18 protein-coding genes are annotated in these 19,935 nt (G+C 33.8%); 5 read left to right on the top strand and 13 right to left on the bottom strand.

Annotated features, from left to right (window positions below; genetic code table 11):
* Positions 1-15: 15 nt before the first annotated feature.
* On the top strand, positions 16-654 hold the full coding sequence (locus WN975_RS13665) for a peroxiredoxin (RefSeq protein ID WP_099709169.1): 639 nt from the start codon (positions 16-18) through the stop codon (positions 652-654).
* A gap of 92 nt (positions 655-746) precedes the next feature.
* Here the strand turns inward: WN975_RS13665 and WN975_RS13660 are convergent, their stop codons facing one another.
* The 4 genes from WN975_RS13660 to WN975_RS13645 all read right to left on the bottom strand — a co-directional run bounded on the left by WN975_RS13660 (position 747) and on the right by WN975_RS13645 (position 6,064).
* Complete coding sequence (locus WN975_RS13660; protein WP_337967025.1) at positions 747-2,996, bottom strand: cation:proton antiporter; 2,250 nt, start codon at positions 2,994-2,996, stop codon at positions 747-749.
* A gap of 239 nt (positions 2,997-3,235) precedes the next feature.
* Complete coding sequence (gene purB / locus WN975_RS13655; RefSeq protein ID WP_337967024.1) at positions 3,236-4,582, bottom strand: adenylosuccinate lyase; 1,347 nt, start codon at positions 4,580-4,582, stop codon at positions 3,236-3,238.
* 91 nt (positions 4,583-4,673) lie between these two features.
* Positions 4,674-5,366 (bottom strand): sterol desaturase family protein, encoded by a 693-nt coding sequence (locus tag WN975_RS13650; protein WP_337967023.1) that lies wholly within the window; start codon positions 5,364-5,366, stop codon positions 4,674-4,676.
* Complete coding sequence (locus WN975_RS13645) at positions 5,363-6,064, bottom strand: NAD-dependent deacylase (RefSeq protein ID WP_337967022.1); 702 nt, start codon at positions 6,062-6,064, stop codon at positions 5,363-5,365. Before WN975_RS13645 ends, WN975_RS13650 begins: the two co-directional genes overlap by 4 nt.
* A 430-nt stretch (positions 6,065-6,494) precedes the next feature.
* Between WN975_RS13645 and cysC the strand changes: the two genes are divergently transcribed.
* The 4 genes from cysC to WN975_RS13625 all read left to right on the top strand — a co-directional run bounded on the left by cysC (position 6,495) and on the right by WN975_RS13625 (position 9,545).
* Positions 6,495-7,028: an adenylyl-sulfate kinase gene (cysC, locus tag WN975_RS13640; protein ID WP_337967021.1), complete on the top strand. Its 534-nt coding sequence runs from the start codon at positions 6,495-6,497 to the stop codon at positions 7,026-7,028.
* A 127-nt stretch (positions 7,029-7,155) separates the two neighbouring features.
* On the top strand, positions 7,156-7,839 hold the full coding sequence (locus WN975_RS13635) for an aspartyl/asparaginyl beta-hydroxylase domain-containing protein (protein WP_337967020.1): 684 nt from the start codon (positions 7,156-7,158) through the stop codon (positions 7,837-7,839).
* A 10-nt stretch (positions 7,840-7,849) separates the two neighbouring features.
* Positions 7,850-8,818 carry a sulfotransferase family protein gene (locus WN975_RS13630; RefSeq protein WP_337967019.1) on the top strand — a complete coding sequence of 323 codons (969 nt, stop codon included), beginning with the start codon at positions 7,850-7,852 and terminating at the stop codon, positions 8,816-8,818.
* A gap of 64 nt (positions 8,819-8,882) precedes the next feature.
* The gene (locus tag WN975_RS13625; protein ID WP_121330059.1) at positions 8,883-9,545 is read left to right on the top strand and encodes an RNA methyltransferase; all 663 of its coding nucleotides are present in this window, start codon (positions 8,883-8,885) and stop codon (positions 9,543-9,545) included.
* A gap of 159 nt (positions 9,546-9,704) precedes the next feature.
* On the opposite strand, the gene WN975_RS13620 is transcribed toward WN975_RS13625, so the two are convergent.
* From WN975_RS13620 to WN975_RS13580, 9 genes are all read right to left on the bottom strand, one after another.
* Entirely contained in the window at positions 9,705-10,625 is a 921-nt protein-coding gene (locus WN975_RS13620; RefSeq protein WP_337967018.1) for a YARHG domain-containing protein, read from the bottom strand.
* Entirely contained in the window at positions 10,622-11,257 is a 636-nt protein-coding gene (locus tag WN975_RS13615) for a DUF2306 domain-containing protein (protein WP_338140820.1), read from the bottom strand. The genes WN975_RS13620 and WN975_RS13615 overlap by 4 nt, the downstream gene beginning before the upstream one ends.
* Before the next feature lie 124 nt (positions 11,258-11,381).
* Complete coding sequence (locus WN975_RS13610) at positions 11,382-12,977, bottom strand: PepSY-associated TM helix domain-containing protein (protein WP_337967017.1); 1,596 nt, start codon at positions 12,975-12,977, stop codon at positions 11,382-11,384.
* Positions 12,978-13,074: 97 nt separating this feature from the next.
* Positions 13,075-15,234: a TonB-dependent receptor gene (locus tag WN975_RS13605; RefSeq protein WP_337967016.1), complete on the bottom strand. Its 2,160-nt coding sequence runs from the start codon at positions 15,232-15,234 to the stop codon at positions 13,075-13,077.
* 72 nt (positions 15,235-15,306) lie between these two features.
* Positions 15,307-15,684 carry a hypothetical protein gene (locus WN975_RS13600; protein WP_337967015.1) on the bottom strand — a complete coding sequence of 126 codons (378 nt, stop codon included), beginning with the start codon at positions 15,682-15,684 and terminating at the stop codon, positions 15,307-15,309.
* Between the two features lie 232 nt (positions 15,685-15,916).
* Entirely contained in the window at positions 15,917-16,876 is a 960-nt protein-coding gene (locus WN975_RS13595; protein ID WP_337967014.1) for a transporter, read from the bottom strand.
* A gap of 376 nt (positions 16,877-17,252) precedes the next feature.
* Positions 17,253-18,293, bottom strand: a complete 1,041-nt coding sequence (locus WN975_RS13590) for a cytochrome c peroxidase (RefSeq protein ID WP_337967013.1) — start codon at positions 18,291-18,293, stop codon at positions 17,253-17,255.
* A gap of 165 nt (positions 18,294-18,458) precedes the next feature.
* A complete protein-coding gene (locus tag WN975_RS13585) occupies positions 18,459-19,262 on the bottom strand; it encodes a hypothetical protein (RefSeq protein WP_337967012.1) in 804 nt (267 codons plus the stop codon).
* A gap of 114 nt (positions 19,263-19,376) precedes the next feature.
* Positions 19,377-19,754, bottom strand: coding sequence for a hypothetical protein (locus WN975_RS13580; protein ID WP_233209673.1), 378 nt, complete (start codon positions 19,752-19,754; stop codon positions 19,377-19,379).
* Between the last annotated feature and the right edge of the window lie 181 nt (positions 19,755-19,935).

Raw genomic sequence — 19,935 nt, 5'->3', positions numbered from 1 at the left:
AAAAAAACTATAATTATGTCAACATTAAGATTAGGAGATATTGCTCCGGATTTTCATGCAGAAACGACCGAAGGGCCAATCAATTTTCATGAATGGTTAGGAGATTCTTGGGGAGTTTTATTTTCGCATCCTGCAGATTTTACACCTGTTTGTACAACAGAATTAGGAACGGTTGCTAACTATGTTCCGGAATTTAAAAAAAGAAATACAAAAGTTATAGCGCTAAGTGTAGATGGTTTAGAGTCTCACAAAGAGTGGATTAAAGATATTAACGAAACTCAAAATACAACCGTTAATTTCCCAATAATTGCCGACGAAGATAAAAAAATCGCAACTTTATATGATATGCTGCACCCAAATGCAAGCGAGAAATTTACTGTTCGTTCTGTGTTTGTAATTGGTCCTGACAAAAAGATAAAATTGACTTTAACATATCCAGCTTCAACAGGAAGAAATTTTGATGAATTACTTCGTGTGATCGATAGTTTGCAATTAACAGCAAATTATAGCGTAGCAACTCCTGCAAACTGGAAAGACGGTGAAGATGTAGTAATCACGCCAGCAGTTCCAGACAGTGATATTCCTGCTAAATTCCCAAAAGGACACACACCAATAAAACCATATTTGCGTATTACACCGCAACCGAATAAATAAGGTTCTAAGTTGCTGAGATACTAAGTTTCTAAGATTACAGTTTTAATAAAAAAACTTAGCACCTTAGAGACTTAGTACCTTAGCACCTTTTTTTAAATAGGTATATTAACGCTCTTTTTGGTTAATTCATTCATTCGTTTTTTATCGCCGACAACCCAAATAATGTCATTTTTTTCTAAGAGTAAATGAGATTCAGGATTTAAAATTCGATTACCGTTTCTTTCAAGTCCTACAACAAGTCCGCCAGTTTTTCCTCTAAATTGCCCAATCGTTTTTTGAACAAACTCTTCATTAGAAATTTCCATTTGACGCAATACGATTTCAGTTTCGTCTATGCTGTTTGCGGCTTCAACTTGTTTATCTAAATAGTTGGTAAATTGCGTAATTTGTTCATCAGTACCAATAACACAAATTTCGTCACCTGGAAACAGACGTTCATTTTTAGTCGGAATTGGTATTGTGACTTCGCCACGTCTTATAAAAGCAATGTTGATTCCTAAGTTTTCGCGAATGCGCAATTCTTCCAAAGTTTTTCCTGCCAAATTTGATTCTTTTCCAATATCAAAAATAGACATGTGACCGTCCCAAGGCATTAAATTGGCATATCTTCGGTCAATTTTTTTGTTTTCGCGATCATTTAAATTCTTCAAAAAGTGATTTTCGATTTTATGATATTGCTCGTTTAATTTTTTTGGAAACAATTGATACGCCCCAATTGCAATAATTAAGGCAATAAAAGCAACTAAAGGCGAGAAGAAAATGTTCAATAAAAATCCAACGAAAAATAAACCAAGGCTCATTCTTATTAAAATCAACATTAAAAGCGCACCACGATATTTACGTTCTTCCCATAATTCATCGACTTCATTGACCTTTACGCGTCGCAATGAAAGTGCCCATAAAAATGGTGCAATTACAACCAAAGTAATCAATGCTGCCAATGTGTTTCCAAAACGAGTATCGGCAACTAATGGAGCTACAAATTTTGATGACAATAAAATGATTGCCGTAATAATTATTGTATGCAGTATAATTTGTGTTACAGATGCGCGAAGTACTACTTGCCATGTACTTACAGATTTAATCGCTTGTGCATTGACACTATAACGGTTGATATTTTTGACCCATTTTTTTGGTAGTTTTCTTTCTAAATATCCAGAAAACGGATCAGAATATTTAATTAAAAACGGAGTTGTAAAAGTTGTAATGGCAGATACCGCAACAATTATTGGATATAAAAAATCGCTAGTTACTTTAAGCGTCATTCCAAGAGTTGCAATAATAAACGAAAACTCCCCAATTTGTGCCAAACTCATACCGGTTTGAACAGATTGTTTAAGAGGTTGTCCAGATAATAAAGCACCAACAGAAGAACTAAATGCTTTTCCGAAAATGGTTAAAAGCGTAATAAGAGCAACCGGAAGTGCATAAGTAACCAAAGTTTCCGGATTGATTAACATTCCCACAGATACAAAGAAAACCGCACCAAATAAATCTTTTACAGGCTGAATCAAATGCTCTATTTTTTCTGCCTGAGTAGTTTCTGCAATAATAGAACCCATAATAAATGCACCCAAAGCAGGAGAGAATCCAACATTGGCAGCAAACATAACCATCATTAAACAAAGAGCCAGCGAAATAATAAGTAACATTTCGTCTGTCAAAAGATGTTTTGCTTTCTTAAGAAATGTTGGAATAATGAAGATTCCGCCCAAAAACCATATGATTAAAAAGAAGACTAATTTTAAAACCGATTGTAATAATGCACCGCCAGAAACCTGATCGCTAACCGCAATTGTCGATAATAAAACCAACATTAATATCGCTACAATATCTTCGACAATTAAAGCACCAAATACAATTCCAACGAACTTTTTTCCTTTAACTCCAAGTTCATCAAACGCCCTAATAATAATAGTTGTTGATGATATCGAAAGCGTGGCACCAAGAAAAATACTATCCATTTTACTCCAATCCATCCATTGCCCGACGCAATAGCCTATAATGACCATAAACATAATCTGCGTTATGGCGGTGACAGAAGACGTTCCGCCGACTTTCATCAGTTTCTTAAAACTAAATTCGAGTCCCAAACTAAACAAGAGAAATATAACCCCAATTTCGGCCCAGACTTCAACACTTTTCATGTCTGTTATTGATGGGAAAAAATCAAAGTGGTTTCCGGCTAAAAATCCGGCTATCAGATATCCTAAAACAAGAGGTTGTTTCAGTTTTTTAAATATTAAAACGGCGATTCCTGCGGTCATCAGGATTAAGCCCAAGTCGCTAATAAGGGGTTGTAAGTGGTGTGTAGTCTGTGCAGCGGCGTTTAAGGCAATCATAAAATGGTGTTTATTGTTCAGGAGCTAATCCAGCTTTCCATTTCAAGCTTTTACTCAAAAAACTTATTTTTTACGCCGTTGCAGGAGCTTCCTCCGGTCGCTCTGCATCAGCAAAAAAATATAGTTTTTTGAGCAAAAGGCTTTCCATTTTAATCTGGGCTAAAACCCTAACAAGATTTATAAATAAAAAAAGCTATCGATAAAGATAGCTTTTTTTGAGAAAATATTTTGTGATTTCTTTAAATTCCTGTGAAATTAGCAGGCGTAATCGCTAGTAATTCGTTCTTAATAGCATCAGAAACTTCTAAAGTTGCAATGAAATTATGAATTGCTTTTTTGTCAATAGCTTCGTTTGTTCTTGTCAAACCTTTCAAAGCTTCGTATGGATTTGGATAAGCCTCACGACGTAAAATCGTCTGAATTGCCTCAGCAACTACAGCCCAGTTTTTCTCTAAATCTTCAGCAAATTTAGCTTCGTTTAATAACAATTTGTTTAAACCTTTTAAAGAAGCTTCAAAAGCAATAATTGTATGTCCCATCGGAACACCAATATTACGTAAAACAGTACTATCAGTTAAATCACGTTGTAATCTTGAAATAGGTAATTTAGCAGCCAAATGCTCAAAAATAGCATTTGCGATTCCTAAATTTCCTTCAGAGTTTTCAAAATCAATTGGGTTAACTTTATGTGGCATTGCAGAAGATCCAATTTCTCCCGCTTTGATTTTTTGTTTAAAATAATCCATTGAAACATACGTCCAGATATCACGATCTAAATCGATAATGATATTGTTTATTCTTTTTAAAGCATCAAAAAATGCAGCAAAATGATCATAATGTTCAATTTGAGTCGTTGGAAAAGAATGGTGTAAACCAAGATCAGTTTCAACAAATTTACTTCCAAACTGTTTCCAGTCGATTTGCGGATAAGCAACATGATGCGCATTATAATTTCCTGTTGCACCACCAAATTTAGCAGCAAACGGAATATTAAATAACAAACGCATTTGCTCTTCAAGACGCTCTACAAAAACCAAAATTTCTTTACCCAAACGAGTAGGAGAAGCCGGTTGTCCGTGCGTACGAGCCAACATTGGAATATCCTTCCATTCAACACTTAATTCTTTTAATTTAGAAATTAAAGAAATTAAAGATGGCATATAAACTTGCTCAAAAGCTTCTTTTGTAGAAAGCGGAATCGCAGTATTGTTAATATCCTGAGAAGTTAATCCGAAGTGAATGAACTCTTTGTATTGAGATAAACCTAGTTTTTCAAAAGCATCTTTGATAAAATATTCAACCGCTTTTACGTCGTGGTTGGTCACTTTCTCTGTTTCTTTAATCCAAAGAGCATCTTCAGTAGAGAAATTTTTATAGATATTTCTTAAACTGTCAAATAAATTTGAATTTACGTCAGCTAGTTGTGGTAATGGCACTTCGCACAAGGCAATAAAGTATTCAATCTCAACTAATACACGGTATTTGATTAAAGCTTCTTCAGAGAAAAAAGGTGCTAATGAAAGGGTTTTGCTTCTATATCTTCCGTCAATTGGCGATATGGCATTCAATTCGTTTAAAGTAGTCATTGTTATGTTGTTTGTTCGAAAGGTGCAAATATAAGTCATTGTTAAAACTTCTGAAAGTTACAAGAGATATATTATCCTTTAATAGTGAGATTTAAAAAATAGTTTTGAAGATTTTGTCCCAAATCGTAAAATAAAAACCATAATTATGAGATTGATGTTTATGATGATTCGAATGAAATTGAGTTGTAGAAATCCATTTTGTGAAATTGCTTTTATACCAGAAATCAGGAAAAATATCGGTTTTTAAATGTCCAAATATTCCATACGACAAATTTAAAATTAGATAAATAATAATACTCAGATAATTGAAATCTAAAATCGTAATTGAAAATAACCAGATAATCCCAAAACCCAAAGTTTCTATTGGATGCAGAACATACAAACTATAAACGCTCGTTTCGACATGCGTATGATGAAGTTCGTGAATGGGATAAAACCATTTTAAGTAATGCGCCAAAAAGTGGAAACAAAACATAAAAAAATCCATTACTACAATCAGCAACAAAGTGCCTGTGAATATTGATAATAGCGATGGCGAAAAATCTATTTTGAGAATGCCAAAATGATACAATTCAAAACCCAAAAGCGTTATGAATGTATTACAGATTAAGGTTGAAATAATCCATTTACGATCTGATTTGTTCAATTTGGTATTATTGTATTCGATTATTTTGGCAAGAACAACAGAAAGTAAGATCAGAATTAAATTTTCGATTAAAAAGAAAATAAATAAAGATGCTAAATTATATTGTGTTAATTCCTGCAACCAACTTTCGAATATCATATTGCCTTTTCTATTTCCAATAATCTTTCTCTTAATTTGGCTACACCTTCAGAGGCAACTTTTGCGATAACTTCAACTTTATTCTGAATATTAGGAATCGCGATTGGTTTTGGATCAATATAAAAAACGGGTGTAATACTATAGGTATACGAAATTAATCCCGCGGCAGGATAAACTTGCAAAGAAGTTCCAATAACGGCAAAATAATCGGCAGTTTCCGTAATTTCAATTGCTTCTTCAAGCGCAGGAACATCTTCGCCAAACCAAACAATATGTGGTCGAAGCTGATGTCCGTTTTCGTCCAGATCGCCCGTATATAAATCTTCTTTCCAATCAAAAATTAGATTTCTGTTTTCAATACTTCGCACTTTTAGTAATTCTCCATGCAAATGCAAAACTTTTGTACTTCCGGCGCGTTCATGCAAATCATCTACATTTTGAGTAATAATATGAACATCAAAATCTTTTTCTAATTCGGCTAAGATTTTGTGTCCCAAATTTGGTTCAACTTCTTTAAGCTGTTGGCGTCTTTTGTTGTAAAAGTCAAGAACCAATTCTTGATTTTTTCTCCAGCCTTCAGGAGTTGCAACTTCCATAACATCGTGACCTTCCCATAAACCATCGCTGTCGCGAAAAGTTTTGATTCCGCTTTCGGCACTAATTCCAGCTCCGGTTAAAACAACCAATTTCTTTTTCATTACTTCTTAAAATTAAAAGATAAAAATAGTGATTTTTGTTTATTACCATATGAGTTCATGTAAGTGATTATAAGTTTTGGCATTAATTTTTTTATGTGCATGAAAGGGTGACGGTTTATGTTTTGTGTCGTTTTGTGCCGTTAGGCACTCAATATTGGTAGAAAACAAGAATTGAAATAAATTTAGCGTGCCGTAGGTACGCAATTGTAATCGTTTTGTTGCGTACCTACGGCACGCCAACTTACATTGTACCAAATAACTACCAATATTTTGTACCTAAAGGCACAACTAATCGAATTTAGATTCTTTGAAAAAATGACACAATTCTTTTTGCTATTTTTGAATAACGAATAAAAGCGTATTTATACTTATTGTTTCGGTATATCAAATTATCTAGTTTTAACCCAGAATAAAACAAAAGTGATTTTCGATGATTTTAATACAATTTACAGGCTTATCAGGTTCAGGAAAAACGACATTAGCAGAAAATGTTCGGCAACTGTTAATTGAAAAAAGTTATAAAGTCGAAATAATCGATGGCGATGTTTATAGAAAAACAATTTGCAAAGATTTGGGATTTTCTAAAGAAGACAGATGTGAAAATGTTCGCCGACTTTTTAATGTTGGACAAAATTTTATTAGCGAAGACACAATCGTTTTAATGTCCGTTATAAATCCTTACGAAAGTCTGAGAAATGAATTGAGAACACATGAATTTGTAAGAACAGTTTTTTTGGATTGTTCTATACATAATTTGATCAAAAGAGATCCAAAAGGATTGTACAAAAAAGCATTGTTGCCGGATAATGACGTTAATAAAATAAACAATTTTACAGGAATAAGTGATGCTTTTGAAGTTCCTGAAAATGCCGATTTAGTATTGAAAACAGATGTTGAAACAGTGCCTTTTTCGACTCATAAACTTTATAATTTTATTCTTGACAGCTTGCCAAATCAAGCTTAGGCCTTGAAAATTCAGGCTTCCCGCAGAAAAACTTTTTTACCTATTTCTTTGATGATAAAACGTTTGTAAATTTTATATATTTACAAGTCATAAGGAACACTGTCTAATTTAATCGTTTAAAAAGCATATGAATCCTTCCTCCAGTAAACTTCCGATTTCCTTTTCAATAGATAAATTACAAGAAGAACTCGCAATGTGCGAAAACGATTTGTGGACTCCTCATTTTAATACGGGACGTTACGAAGGAAATTGGACAAGCGTTTCTTTAAGATCGCAATCAGGTTTGATAAACGATATCACATCTTTTGCTAATAAAGGCTATGTAAATACAGAATTACTAGATCGTTGCCCATATTTCAAAGAGATTATGGATTGGTTTCAATGCGAAAAAGAAGCAGTTCGCTTACTTCGATTAGGACCTAATAGCGAAATAAAAGAGCATGTTGATAATGATACTTCTTATGAAGATGGTTTTTTTAGAATTCATATTCCTATTATAACAAATTCTGAAGTTTATTTTTATGTAGATAACCAATTGGTTCCAATGAAAATGGGCGAATGCTGGTATGCTAATTTTCAACTTCGGCATAGCGTAGAAAATAAAAGTTCAGAACCACGAATTCATCTGACTTTAGATTGTATTCGAAACGATTGGTCTGATAAATTATTTGCTGAAATGGGTTTTGATCTCAATTTTTCATCAGAAAAGAATCAGTATTCAGAAGAAATGAAGCAACAGATTATCGCTGAACTTTCTTTAAATCCCACAGAAGCCGGAGCAAAAATTATCGCAAATTTATTAGCAGAATAAAATATATAAAATGAAAAATGTTGATCATCCTCTTTCAAATTGGATTCCTTATAAGTTGGTAGAAAAAGATAATGATGTTTATTTTGAATGGATTTATCTGGGAGATTTAAAATATGCAGATCCTTTTTTTGACGAAACAATTGCAAAATGCCGAAGTAATGAATTTAATTCGAAGCGATTTAAAGTTGTTAGTTCTGTAGATAATGTTATCGATTGGTCTGCAGAATTAGATTCGATAGAATTAAAATCATTAGTATTTCATGTATCAAGATGCGGTTCTACAATGCTGAGTCAGTCATTGGCAACTTCTTCTGAAAATAGTATGATTTCTGAAGCGCCAATTATCGACGAAATCTTAAGAAGCGATAATTTTGGTTTAGATAAAAAAACAGCACTTTTAAAAGCTGTAATTGTATTCCTTGGACAAAAAAGATTCCCGGAACAAAAGAATTTAATTCTAAAGTTGGATGCGTGGCACATCTTCAATGCCGATTATTTGAGATCGATTTTTTCTGAGACACCTTTTGCTTTGCTTTATAGAAAACCAATCGAGGTTTTAAAATCACATCAGAAAATGATAGGAATGCATATGGTTCCAAATTTGTTGCCGCCTGGAGTTTTTGGAATCACTTCGAAAGAAATTAACGAAATTAGTTTCCAGCAATATGGAGCGCTTGTTTTAGAGAAATATTTTCAAGGGTTTGTAGATTTTTATGAAACAGATCAAAATGTCACTTTGCTTGATTATAATGACGGAATGAGAAATGTTATCGAGAAATTTGTCTCCTTTATTAATGTCGATTATTCTGTTGAAGAACTGGAGAAAATGTACGAACGCTTAAAGAAACATTCTAAAAATGAAGATGCTGTTTTTGAGGGTGATTCATTTAAGGAAGAAGCATTGGAAATTGATTTTACCGGAGTTAACAAATCATATGAAAAATTAGGCAATACACTTATTGAACAATTGGAGTCTTGAAAATAAAAATGATTTTTTCTTTCTGCTTTATTTATAATGTATTTTTGTGCCAAATAAAATTGAAATGATTGATTTAGATTACCTCGCTTTTCTCGAAAATATATTAACAGACAACCGTAAAGAAAAATTTTTAAAAGTACTTGGAAACCGTACAAAACACTTTACAATTGTTGTAGAAGATGTTTTTCAAATGCATAATACAAGTGCCGTTATGCGCAGCTGTGAAGTTTTTGGAATCCAGGAATTGAATGTTATCGAACAGCGCTACGGAAAAAAAATCGACAAAGAAATTGCGATGGGCGCTCAAAAATGGGTTGATATCCATCAATATGATTCTGTAAGCAATTGTATTTCTACTTTAAAGAATCAAGGATATCAAATTATTGCAACAACTCCGCACGAAAATGATTGTTTGCTGGAAGATTTTGATATCACAAAACCAAGTGCTTTATTCTTCGGAACGGAAAGAGACGGTTTATCTGAAGAAATTCTGGAAAAAGCAGATGGATTTCTTAAAATTCCAATGGTTGGTTTTACAGAGAGTTTGAACATTTCCGTTTCGGCTGCAATTATAATCCAAAATCTAACAAACAGATTACGTAATTCAGATATTAACTGGCAATTGTCAGAAGATGAAATTCTGGAAAAACGCTTGGCTTGGGCCAAAAATTCAATTAAAGATATTAAACGAATTGAAGCTAGATATTTCGAAGAAAATCCTAGATAAGTTTCTAAGAAGCTAAGTTACTAAGTCGCTAAGAAAAAAAACTTAGAACCTTAGTAACTCAGAACCTCTTAGATAAGTTTCTAAGAAGCTAAGTTACTAAGTCGCTAAGAAAAAAGCTTAGAACCTTAGTAACTTAGAACCTCAGAACCTCAAAAAAAATTATCTTCCGAAAGAATCGTAGTTATCTTCGGCGTACTTTTCAAAACGCTTTAATAAGACTATGTTCTCTTTTTCAACTGCAGTTAATTGATTGTCTACATTAGTTGCAATTGGAACGTACCATTCAACATCATCAAAAAACTGACGAACGGTTTTGGTTTTAAAAGTAAGTCCGTGTCTGGCGAAAATGGTGTTTCGAAGAATTTCCAAATCAATTTTCTTTAAGTTTTTAAGATCAGATTCTTTCAATTTTTGTGTTGATGAATTGATTGTTAAAATTTTTTCAGAAGCTGCTCTGTATACCGTTTCCATATAAGGTTCGGCTTTTTTATTAGAGGTAGAATCTTGTCCTTCTTCTGTATCTTCCTGATCTTCGGTGTCTGTAACTAATTCTTCTTTTGGATTTTCATAATCAACATATGTATCCAGCTCCGGAAGCATTACACTTGGATCGTATTTAAATTCTTTTTTAGTAAGTTCAAATTTTCTTTTAGTGACTTCTTTTTTAGCATTAAAAGCAGTCCAGGTTCCTGCTAAAAGCGTATCATTTTTTATTTCAAAATCAAAAACACCATCGTTTTTATCATCTCCGGGTTCTTTAAGAGTAAAATAAAATGTATTTCCTGTTCTTCGCATAAAACCTTTAAGAGGTCTGCTGTTTCCGGCAACAATGCTTTGTCCAGTAACTTCTGTTGCAGTTATTTTCTTTATAACAATATTGATTTTGTTACTGTATTTTTCTTTTGCTTCTCTTGTTGTATCGCGTTCCAAAACAATAAAATCGCCAACCCACGAACCATATAAATCGGTTCTGATTTCTTCTGGCATTGAATTATCAGCATTGTTTTTTGCGAGGTTTTTTTCTTTAGAATTACAGGAAAAAAGGAATATTGATAACAGTAAACAAAAAAGTTTTTTCATTTTTTTAATTGGTTATAAAGATAATATTCAACGATTAATAAATTGGGAATCCAACCCAGCCAAGCGATTATCTGATAGACATCCATAGGCGCAGGATGAAACAAATATACTAGAATAACCTTCCAGAAACGCAACGTAATAGCAGAAAAGGTCAGGGCAAAACTTCGGAACATAAATGCCCGATGTTTCGTAATATTTTTATTTTTAATAGACGTAAAACCTTTAAGCGTAAAGTAAAACCATAGAATTGATAAGGTTACAAAAGAGATTTTGGAGTAAAGTCCTCCGTTTGCAAAAAGACCAATAAAGAAGCCTGAAGGCGCGCTGAGAAAAAGTACGACAAAGACATAGACTTTTCCAATATTGCGATGCGTAGCAGGATATTTTTTTAAAAGCGCAGAACTGAATTGAGAAAACCCTGCAAGCAAAACAAAAATAGCCGAATAGACATGTACATAAAATATGGGATAGTAAAACGGAATTTGGCTGATTTCCGTTTGCTTTATTTGAAGAAAAGCAACATTAGAATTTAAGGGAATATATTGCAACGTTATCTTAATCATTAAGATGAAAAAATAACTAAAACAAAGAAGCCATGAAATTGATAATAAACGGCTGGTATTTTTTTTCAACTTGCAGATATATTTTTATCAAATGTAAAGAAAATCTTCGATAAGTTTCTAAGAAACTAAGTTACTAAGTCGCTAAGAAAAAAACTTAGAACCTTAGTAACTTAGAACCTCAGAAGCTTAAAAATTATTTCTTCAAAAATAGAATAAAGCCCAAAATACTAACAATCAAAATGGTCAAGGCTGCCAAAACCATTGTTAGATCCCGAATGTTTTTTCCTGCCCAATCCATAAATAAGAATTTGTGGAGAATAGCAAACGAATATCCTTCGACCATATCTGAACTTTTTACTACGGCTGCTAATCTTGAAGTTGCAGTTTCTATGAAATAAGTCGTTTTTTCGGGCGTGTCATAAGCCAATTTTACAACAGGCAATCTTTTGTTGACAAAACCATATTCTCTGCTTTCGAAATCAGTTAAAACTTTAGATTCTAATAGTTTTGCATTTTCTAAAGAAACCGGAGGTTCATCTGAACTTTGATCCATTTCGCAACAAGCTGCTTTTGGCGCTCCATCTGTAAAATAATACGCCAGGAATTCAGCATATTGAAGATCAATGTTTGGAACAATTTTATTGGTTGTTGCATTGATATAAACGACTTCAGATTTTTGATCTCCTTTTTTATTCCATTTTGCATTTGAATCTGATTTTGAAGTTTTGAATTTTTCCTTTTCAAGCAATTGACAACGGAAATAAGTTGTGTCGTTTAAAGTTATTAAACTTATATTTTGAAAACGATTCCAATCTAAATTTAAAGCATTATTTGCCAGCGGAATTTCATTTGTTTTGAAAGTTGGTTCGTAAACCATCTGCGACAAAGTATATGGATTCCATTTTGTGGTGGCGTGATATGCACCGCTAAAAGCAAATGTCAAAGTAAAAAGCGAAACCCAAATTCCAATTTGGCGATGGTATTTTCGAAGTCCTTTTTTAGGCGCTAAACTATCCGTTTTTTTGAATTGTTTCCAAAGTAAACCATAAATTAAGATTCCGCTCAAGGCAGAAAATCCAATAATCGACAATAAGAAAATCATCGTAATAATTCGGATACTGTTGTTTGAAATAGCATCGATAAACGACCAATTATGAAACGTGTCAAAGAACCAGATAAACGCTTGTCTCGAAGTTGGATTATAAGTAGCCAATTTGCTTGAGGATGTTTCGACATAAACCTGCATCGCATCCGAACGTTCAAAACTGAGTTTGTAAACAGGTAAATATCGATTTACATATTTGTATTGCGAAGTAAACTCGGTGACGATTTCACTGCTTTTAACAGCGCTTTTTTGATCGTCTAAGAAATAGCGCGAAAGCCATTCGGCATATTTTTGATCTCCGTTTTCCAGTTTTTTGGCTGTAGAAGTATCAAAATACCATAATTCACCAATTATAGTTTTTAGCTGATAATAGGTTTTATTGTTGAAAGCAACGATTCTGAAATTTTTGAATTGCGTTAGTTCGTTTTTCTGTAAAACTTCCTGAATCGAAAAATGCAGTTGAGTTTTATCAATAATTTGTTGTTCGAGTTTGTCATGGGCAATTTCGGGTTTGAAAAAATGCGCCATAAACGGATGCATTAAACCTGATAATGTCCAGAAGATTACCGGAATAATTGTGACTAAACCAATAACACGATGCCATTTGTACATGTGTTGTTTGATTTTTTTGACAAATTTAGAATCTTTCTTTTTAGATTTTTTCTCTTTTATTTCTTTGCTCATTGTTAGGTTTTTTAGCCCCGATGGAGGCGATATCCTTTTTATCCGCCGCGGCGGATAAAAAGATAAAGCCGAGAGCGGGATTAGCTTCTAATGATTATTATTTTTTTAATGAAAAGTTGTACTGAATTCCAAATACAAAAGTTCTTGGAGCAGCCGCGGTATAAGTTGGTTGAGCGTTTGTGGTATTGGCTCTCGAAACATTATAAGCATATAATTTATCGGTTAAATTAAGTACGTTTCCGTAAACCTCAATTCCTTTCCATTGATAGCCAACTCTTGCGTTGAATATGTTGTAACCGCTATATTTTACTGTATTTATCTGATCTTGGTAGTAACTTCCAACAAGTTGCCATTCGACAGAAGTTCTAAGATTTGGAAGCCAGTTTGGATAATAACTTACCTCCGAATTTCCAGACCATTTTGGAGCTGCAGGCATTTCTTTTCCGTTCAAATCCTGAATTGGATCCGTTGGTTTGTCCGAAAGTTTGAAATCAATATAAGTGTGTTGCGCGTAAGTTCCGCCAAAGCGAATGTTGAATTGTTTTGATGGACGATAAGAAGCTCCAAACTCAATTCCTTTATGACGAGTTTCTCCTGCCGAACGATAATCAGTTGAATTATCTGCCAATTTGATATTCAAAAGTTCATTTTTTCCTTCCATATAATAGAATGCATAATCAAAATTTAGCTTGTTTTGAAGGAAAGAAAACCATCCGCCAACTTCATAATTGTTGAAGGTTGCAGGTTCAAGATTGTAATAAAAATCAGCTGGAACGCCAGTTGTTCCGCCAGTTCCGGGTTTAGTTCTAAAGATTGAAGTAATTCCCGGAGGCGCAAAACCTTGTGAATAATTCCCATAAAAACCTGCAAACTCAAACGGATTGTAATTTGCACCGGCTTTAAAAGTCATTTTGTCATAAACTTTGCTTCCTGTAGAATTGTCTAAAGCATTGTCATAATTGACTTTCATGTTGTCGTAACGTCCGCCAACGGTGATAACTAACTTTTCAATTGGATTAAAACTCAATTGCGCATAACCCGCAGAATTGAAAATATCAGCAGTATAATCGGCTAGTTTTGAATCTGGATGTTCTGCAATAATTTCATAAGAATCTACCGTTTGTTTTCCCGGAGTTCCCGGATTTAAATTTGCTTTTAAATCGATAACATAAGCCCAATACGTTACGGGAGAATAATCGTAAAGTGCGCCAGCAACCAGTTTGGTATTTAAGAAATCGAATTTTTGAGTATGTTGCCCAATTGCGCCATAACTTTTGAAATTATTTGAATTTACTTCGCCTTTTGCTGTTGAAGGATTTACAGTTGGACTCCATTTAATTCCGTACGAAGGATTTTGACCTAATTTATTGTCGCGTAAATAAGCCGTAATATAACTGCTCGAATTGCTATTCCAGTCGTGTTCTAATGTTAATCGTGTTCGTAAAGCATCAGATTTTCTATAAGTAAAATTCGAAGTGCTTTTGTAGGTTCTGTTATTAAAAGCATCTTCGTTTACGGTTCCGCTCATGTCCGAATAATATTTTCCGTACATCGTATTACTAATCAATCGGGTAGAAGAGGAGATGTTATAATCAATTCTCGCATTAAGATTGTCTTTGTTATAATCAGAATAAGTCATCCAGCCATTTTCCTGCAGACTTGAAATTCCTGCAATATGAAAACCGACTTTCCCAATCGTTGCGCCTCCTGCAGCCTGAAATCTTCTATAACCGTAATTATCTGCCTGAACGCCAAATTTGAATTCAGGATCTACAGGCGGTTTTAGCGAAATTAAATTAATAGTTCCACCAACAGCTTCTGGTCCGTACAAAGACGAAACGGGACCTTTTACAACTTCAATACTTTGCAAATTATACTGATTAATTTCCAACAAAGCATTGTGATTGAAGATTCCCATTGGGCGAATTGGCAAACCATCTTCAAGATATAAATAATACGCATTGGTTGTCATTGGCTGCCTGATCGACATCATATGTTGTTCGTTTCCAAGATTAACCATTAAAACTCCCGGCGTTTTATTTATGATTTCGTAAACCGCAGTAGCTTTAGTTTCGTTGATTGTTTTTGCCGTTATTTTGCTAATTGCTACTGGCGTTTCTTTGCGTAAAGTCGCAGTACGATTGGCGGTAACAAAAATATTTTCGAGTTCTTGTGTTTTTGTTGTGTCTTTTTCGACTTTGTTTTGTGCAAAGGCAATTTGCCCTACGATTAATAGGGTAAAGTATATTTTTTTCATTTTGAATTATATAAATTTTAAAAGTAACGAGTATTTTTCCTGACTTTTAGACAAGAAAAATGGGAACTGAATTTATATAAAACAGGATGGAGGATGAAAAGTTAGATTCGAAACCGAAATTGGTTTTCGATTAAAATAAGCGAAATTTTTTCTTTCTGATTCGATTGGAATTATTAATGTAAAATCGGGAGTAATTGTGTTTTGAATGTAAACAATCTCGGCTTTTTCTTTGAGATTGTCCTGCATTCTTTTTTCATTGTCCGAATATTTTTTCAGACTTTTTTGAAGTTCGCAACGACCGTTACAAGAATTGAAAATCATCTTTCGCTGAACGCAGATCGTTTTAGAAATTTCTTCCTGATTTAATTTGAAAGAAGTATAAACAAGAAAACTGCCAAAAGAGGGCAGCAAAAGCATTGCAGAAAGAAATATGATTATAATTTTTTTCAAAGCTTGTTTTTCGTTGTTTTGGGAATTTTTATTTTTAATGCAAATCAAAAGTTGAAATGTACCTTTAGGTACAAAATATTGGTAGTCTAATTGATTTGAAATTCGTTGGCGTGCCGTAGGGTACGCAATGATTATCATTTTGTTGCGTACCTACGGCACGCTAAATTTATTTTAATTGATTGTTTTCTACCGATATTTAGTGCCTAATGGCACAAATTGAAAACTTTTATTATTATAAAGTGTAATTCAAATTTACGCTCCATCTGTAATTCGCTTCCATTTTTCCGTTTGATAAATTTTGGTTGATCGGAAGCATTGCATTTACACCAATCGAAAATTTATCTTTTCCAGCTTCAAAACCAAATTTTCCAAACAAGATATCTCCCGCAGTATTTGGTAAATCTAAACCGTGTTGTTTGTTAGTTTGGTAAACTTCGCCAGCTAATCCGGCTTGTGGCACAATTTGTATCGATTTCAAATCGAATAAATAAAACATCGTTGCAGCATAATTAAACTGATCTCCGTATTGATATTCTTTTTTATTTTCGGTCTTAAAAATGTAATTCAGCGTTGTGTTTAATCCCAGATTTTTTCGGTTAATAACATATTCAGAAACTACCGAATAATCCCAACTTCCGGTTCCTAATTGAAAACTTTGATTTACACTTCCTAAATTATTTGCTTCAGTAAATTTTCCTGTTGGAATTTTTATTCCTGCACCAATATTTACTTTATGCGTAAAAACCGCGCTGTCTTTTTTCGTTTCAAAAATTTTGTACAATCCCATAACGGTAATATCGCCCAAACCAGAAATGCTTTCCGTTCCCGCTGTTAATTCACGTTCATGAAAGTGATACGGAATCAACGCCGAAATCTGAATTTTCTCAGTTACCGGAATTCTCGTCCAAACCTGAATCGTATTGAAGTTCTCATCAATCCAAGGCGAATTATCAAAAATCCCGTCGCGGCTTGTATAGCTTTGTTTAAAATAGCGCACGCCCACAAAATTATTGTTCAGCATTGAGCTAAAACCCATACTTCCGCCACTTGCCGAACATCCGCACGCATCACAATCAAAGTCTTCCATCATTGCCAAACGCTGAAAAGTGAACGCCGAAATACTATCTTTTACCGTGAAACTAAAGGCTGAGAAACCAACCAAAAAAAGACTTATTAATATTAATTTTTTCATTTTAATTATTATTGTTTTTAGGAGCTGATCCCGCTTTCGGCTATATCTTTTTTGGGTGAAGAAAAATCACCAAAAAAAGGATACCGCCTCTATCGGGGCTAGGACTCCAGTTTTCATTATAACTTTATTCTTTGCCACTTTTGATAACACAATCTTGTCATTTCGACGGAGGAGAAATCACACTAGAAACTCCGTAAAGAAAAGTGTCAATCTTTGTCGAGCTTCTCGCGGAGATTTCTCCTCCGTCGAAATGACAAACTTTGGCGATGCTTTTTGCCACAGATTACACGGATTAAAATGATTTTTTGAACGATTTTCAATTGCTTTTTAATCTGCGTTAATCCGTGCAATCCGTAAAATCCGCGGGCCAATTTTCTTAAAACTCCGAGAAACGTTTATCAGTCAAATACTGATTATCGGTCAATGTTTTTAAGAAAGCGATGATTTGTTTTTTATCCGTTTCCGAAAGCGCGATTCCTAATTTTCCATTTTTATTTAAAAGAGGATCTAAAGTTGCCGAAGCTGTAACACCACTTTCATAATGATCTAAAACTCCTTCCAAAGTTCCAAATCTTCCGTCGTGCATATAAGGTCCCGAAACTTCGATATTCCGCAAACTTGGCACTTTGAATTTGTAATAATCTGCAGCTCGTTCAGTTACTTTGTAACGTCCAACATCATTTACCATTGGATTTACAGCAAGACCATTGTTTCTAAATGAATTATCAGTTTGTAAATCTGTAGCGTGACAAGAAGCGCATTTTGATTTGAATAAATCATATCCTGCCAATTCATCGGTTGTGAATGTTCCTCCGGCTTCATTTCGTCTATATTTGTCAAATTTTGAATTTGAAGAAACTATCATTACCATAAATTGCGAAAGTGCTTTAAGCATGTTTTCGGTAGTAATTGCTCCATCATCAAAAGCTTGTCCAAATAGTTTTTGATACTCTTTGTCGGCTTTCATCATTTTTAGAATAGCGCTCAAATTGCCATTCATTTCAATAATACTTGTAAGCGGAATAATTGGCTGTAAATCCAAATGATCTGCCGCTCCATCGTACATGAAAATACTTTGATAAGCCAAATTTTGAATTGGCGGTGTATTTCGTGTACCTTGAGCATTATCTACGCCATGACTTACGGTATGTCCGTGATGTGTGAAAGCATTGGCTTGTATGTGGCAAAAACCGCAGGAAACAACTCCGTCAGAAGCTAATCTTCCGTCATAGAATAATTTTTTTCCTAGTTCAAATCCTTTTTCTGTTGGCGGATTCAGTGCAATATTGTACGCTAATTCAGGAAAGTTTGATGGAACTTTAAAATCTAAAGGAACATTTACATATTCCTCGTCCTGATTGGAGCAACTCCATAACAACGGAATCATTAGCCATAGAAAATGTTTTATTTTCAGCATGATTTTTTATGTTTATTAGAAGTACAAAAGTTGTCGTTTAGCCCCGATGGTCCCGAAGTTTCGGGAGATATCCTTTTGTGTCCGCCGCGGCGGACACAAAAGATATAATGTACAGCGGGACTTTATTTCTGGGAAACCGAAACTATTGTGCTCCTGAAAATAAAATTAGTCGTTATGTACGTGATCAACTCTAAACATTGAAGATACGTTCTGAGTAATTAATGGCAAATTGTCTCCGCCCATAATCATAGCGCCCATTCCGCCTGCATTATTATCAGAAAGTTTGATTTTGTTTGTTCCGTCAATGATTTTAGAAAGGTCTGTAATCATGTGAACTTCTGGCGTAATATTAGTACGTACAAGTGCTTTTGTTGGTAAATCTAAGGTTACTTCGGTGTAATTATAAGCAGTTCCAGTTTTACCAGTGTGAACCATAAATGAAGTTGCTGTAGTTACGGTTGATGATGTAAAAGTTCCTTCGAAAGCCAGAAATTTATATCCTGCAGCCCAAGACCACAACATTCCTGCATCATTTGCTTTAGCCAGAAAATCGCCTTGTCCGGCGGCACCTAATTTCCATTGTTCTTCGTCAACTCCAATTCCGAATTTTACTTTTACGTAATCTCCGGCAGGAATATCAGTAAGTTTAAATTCGCGACCTTCTGCAGAAGCTTCGTCAGCTATGAAATAACTTTTGCTTTTTGGGTAGGTAAAAGTTGTTCCGTCAGCTTTTGTTAAAACAACATTGCTTACAATATATTTGATCAGACTGATTTTTAAAACTTCGTTGTTTGATGTTTTTGTATTTTGTGCATTTAGAATAAGATCGTTTGTTCCGTAAGCGTTATCAAACTCTAAGGTAAGTTTTCCTTGTCCTGTAACATTCTGACTGCTATCGTCGCTTGAACATGAACCTAAAGTAATTGAAAGTGCTGCAATAGCAAGTGCTTTGTATAATGTATTTTTCATTTTATGAATTTTATATAATAGTAATTTTAAATTTTTGGTTGTGCGTAGACACAATTTCATTGTTGTGTGACAATGAAAATTTATTTCAAGAGAATTGAAATAATATTTAAAAAATTATATAAAATAGGATGGAGGTCGAAATGTAGTATTCGAAACCGAAATAGGTTTGTTGTCAAAAGAAGCAAAGAATTTTTCTTTTGACTGAATTGGTGTTACCAATTTAAAAGGTGCCGTAACTGAAGTTTGAATGTAAACAACTTCTGCTTTTTCTTTCAGATTGTTTTGCATTTTCTTCTCGTTATCAGCGTATTTTTTTAAACTTTTTTGAAGTTCACATCGACCGTTACAACTATTAAAAAGCATTTTTCGCTGTACACAGATGGTTTTTGAAATCTCATCCTGATTTAGTTTGAATGAGGTATAAACAAAGAAACTGCCAAATGATGGCACTAAAAGCATGCAGGAAAGAAATGTTATTAAAATTTGCTTCAAAGCTTTTTTTCGTTGTTTATGATTGCAAAAGTACTGTTTATTCGATTTAGAAAGAATAAATATTAGTTTTTTTGCAAAAAAAAAATCCTCAATTACGATTGTCATTGAGGATATTCTTTATAACAAACCCGACAGGTTTTAAAAACCTGTCGGGTTTAATTTGAAATCGCTAAATATATTT

It is taken from the genome of uncultured Flavobacterium sp., assembly GCF_951805225.1.
In the GTDB taxonomy this organism is placed as follows: domain Bacteria; phylum Bacteroidota; class Bacteroidia; order Flavobacteriales; family Flavobacteriaceae; genus Flavobacterium.
This window is presented reverse-complemented; position numbering and strand designations above follow the sequence as displayed.

What these genes read in the sequence shown, in the direction of transcription:
- WN975_RS13665 (WP_099709169.1), top strand. Translation starts at nt 16, where the DNA reads ATGTCAACATTAAGATTAGGAGATATTGCTCCGGATTTTCATGCAGAA.
- WN975_RS13660 (WP_337967025.1), bottom strand. Translation starts at nt 2,996, where the DNA reads ATGATTGCCTTAAACGCCGCTGCACAGACTACACACCACTTACAACCC.
- purB (WP_337967024.1), bottom strand. Translation starts at nt 4,582, where the DNA reads ATGACTACTTTAAACGAATTGAATGCCATATCGCCAATTGACGGAAGA.
- WN975_RS13650 (WP_337967023.1), bottom strand. Translation starts at nt 5,366, where the DNA reads ATGATATTCGAAAGTTGGTTGCAGGAATTAACACAATATAATTTAGCA.
- WN975_RS13645 (WP_337967022.1), bottom strand. Translation starts at nt 6,064, where the DNA reads ATGAAAAAGAAATTGGTTGTTTTAACCGGAGCTGGAATTAGTGCCGAA.
- cysC (WP_337967021.1), top strand. Translation starts at nt 6,495, where the DNA reads ATGATTTTAATACAATTTACAGGCTTATCAGGTTCAGGAAAAACGACA.
- WN975_RS13635 (WP_337967020.1), top strand. Translation starts at nt 7,156, where the DNA reads ATGAATCCTTCCTCCAGTAAACTTCCGATTTCCTTTTCAATAGATAAA.
- WN975_RS13630 (WP_337967019.1), top strand. Translation starts at nt 7,850, where the DNA reads ATGAAAAATGTTGATCATCCTCTTTCAAATTGGATTCCTTATAAGTTG.
- WN975_RS13625 (WP_121330059.1), top strand. Translation starts at nt 8,883, where the DNA reads ATGATTGATTTAGATTACCTCGCTTTTCTCGAAAATATATTAACAGAC.
- WN975_RS13620 (WP_337967018.1), bottom strand. Translation starts at nt 10,625, where the DNA reads ATGAAAAAACTTTTTTGTTTACTGTTATCAATATTCCTTTTTTCCTGT.
- WN975_RS13610 (WP_337967017.1), bottom strand. Translation starts at nt 12,977, where the DNA reads ATGAGCAAAGAAATAAAAGAGAAAAAATCTAAAAAGAAAGATTCTAAA.
- WN975_RS13605 (WP_337967016.1), bottom strand. Translation starts at nt 15,234, where the DNA reads ATGAAAAAAATATACTTTACCCTATTAATCGTAGGGCAAATTGCCTTT.
- WN975_RS13595 (WP_337967014.1), bottom strand. Translation starts at nt 16,876, where the DNA reads ATGAAAAAATTAATATTAATAAGTCTTTTTTTGGTTGGTTTCTCAGCC.
- WN975_RS13590 (WP_337967013.1), bottom strand. Translation starts at nt 18,293, where the DNA reads ATGCTGAAAATAAAACATTTTCTATGGCTAATGATTCCGTTGTTATGG.
- WN975_RS13585 (WP_337967012.1), bottom strand. Translation starts at nt 19,262, where the DNA reads ATGAAAAATACATTATACAAAGCACTTGCTATTGCAGCACTTTCAATT.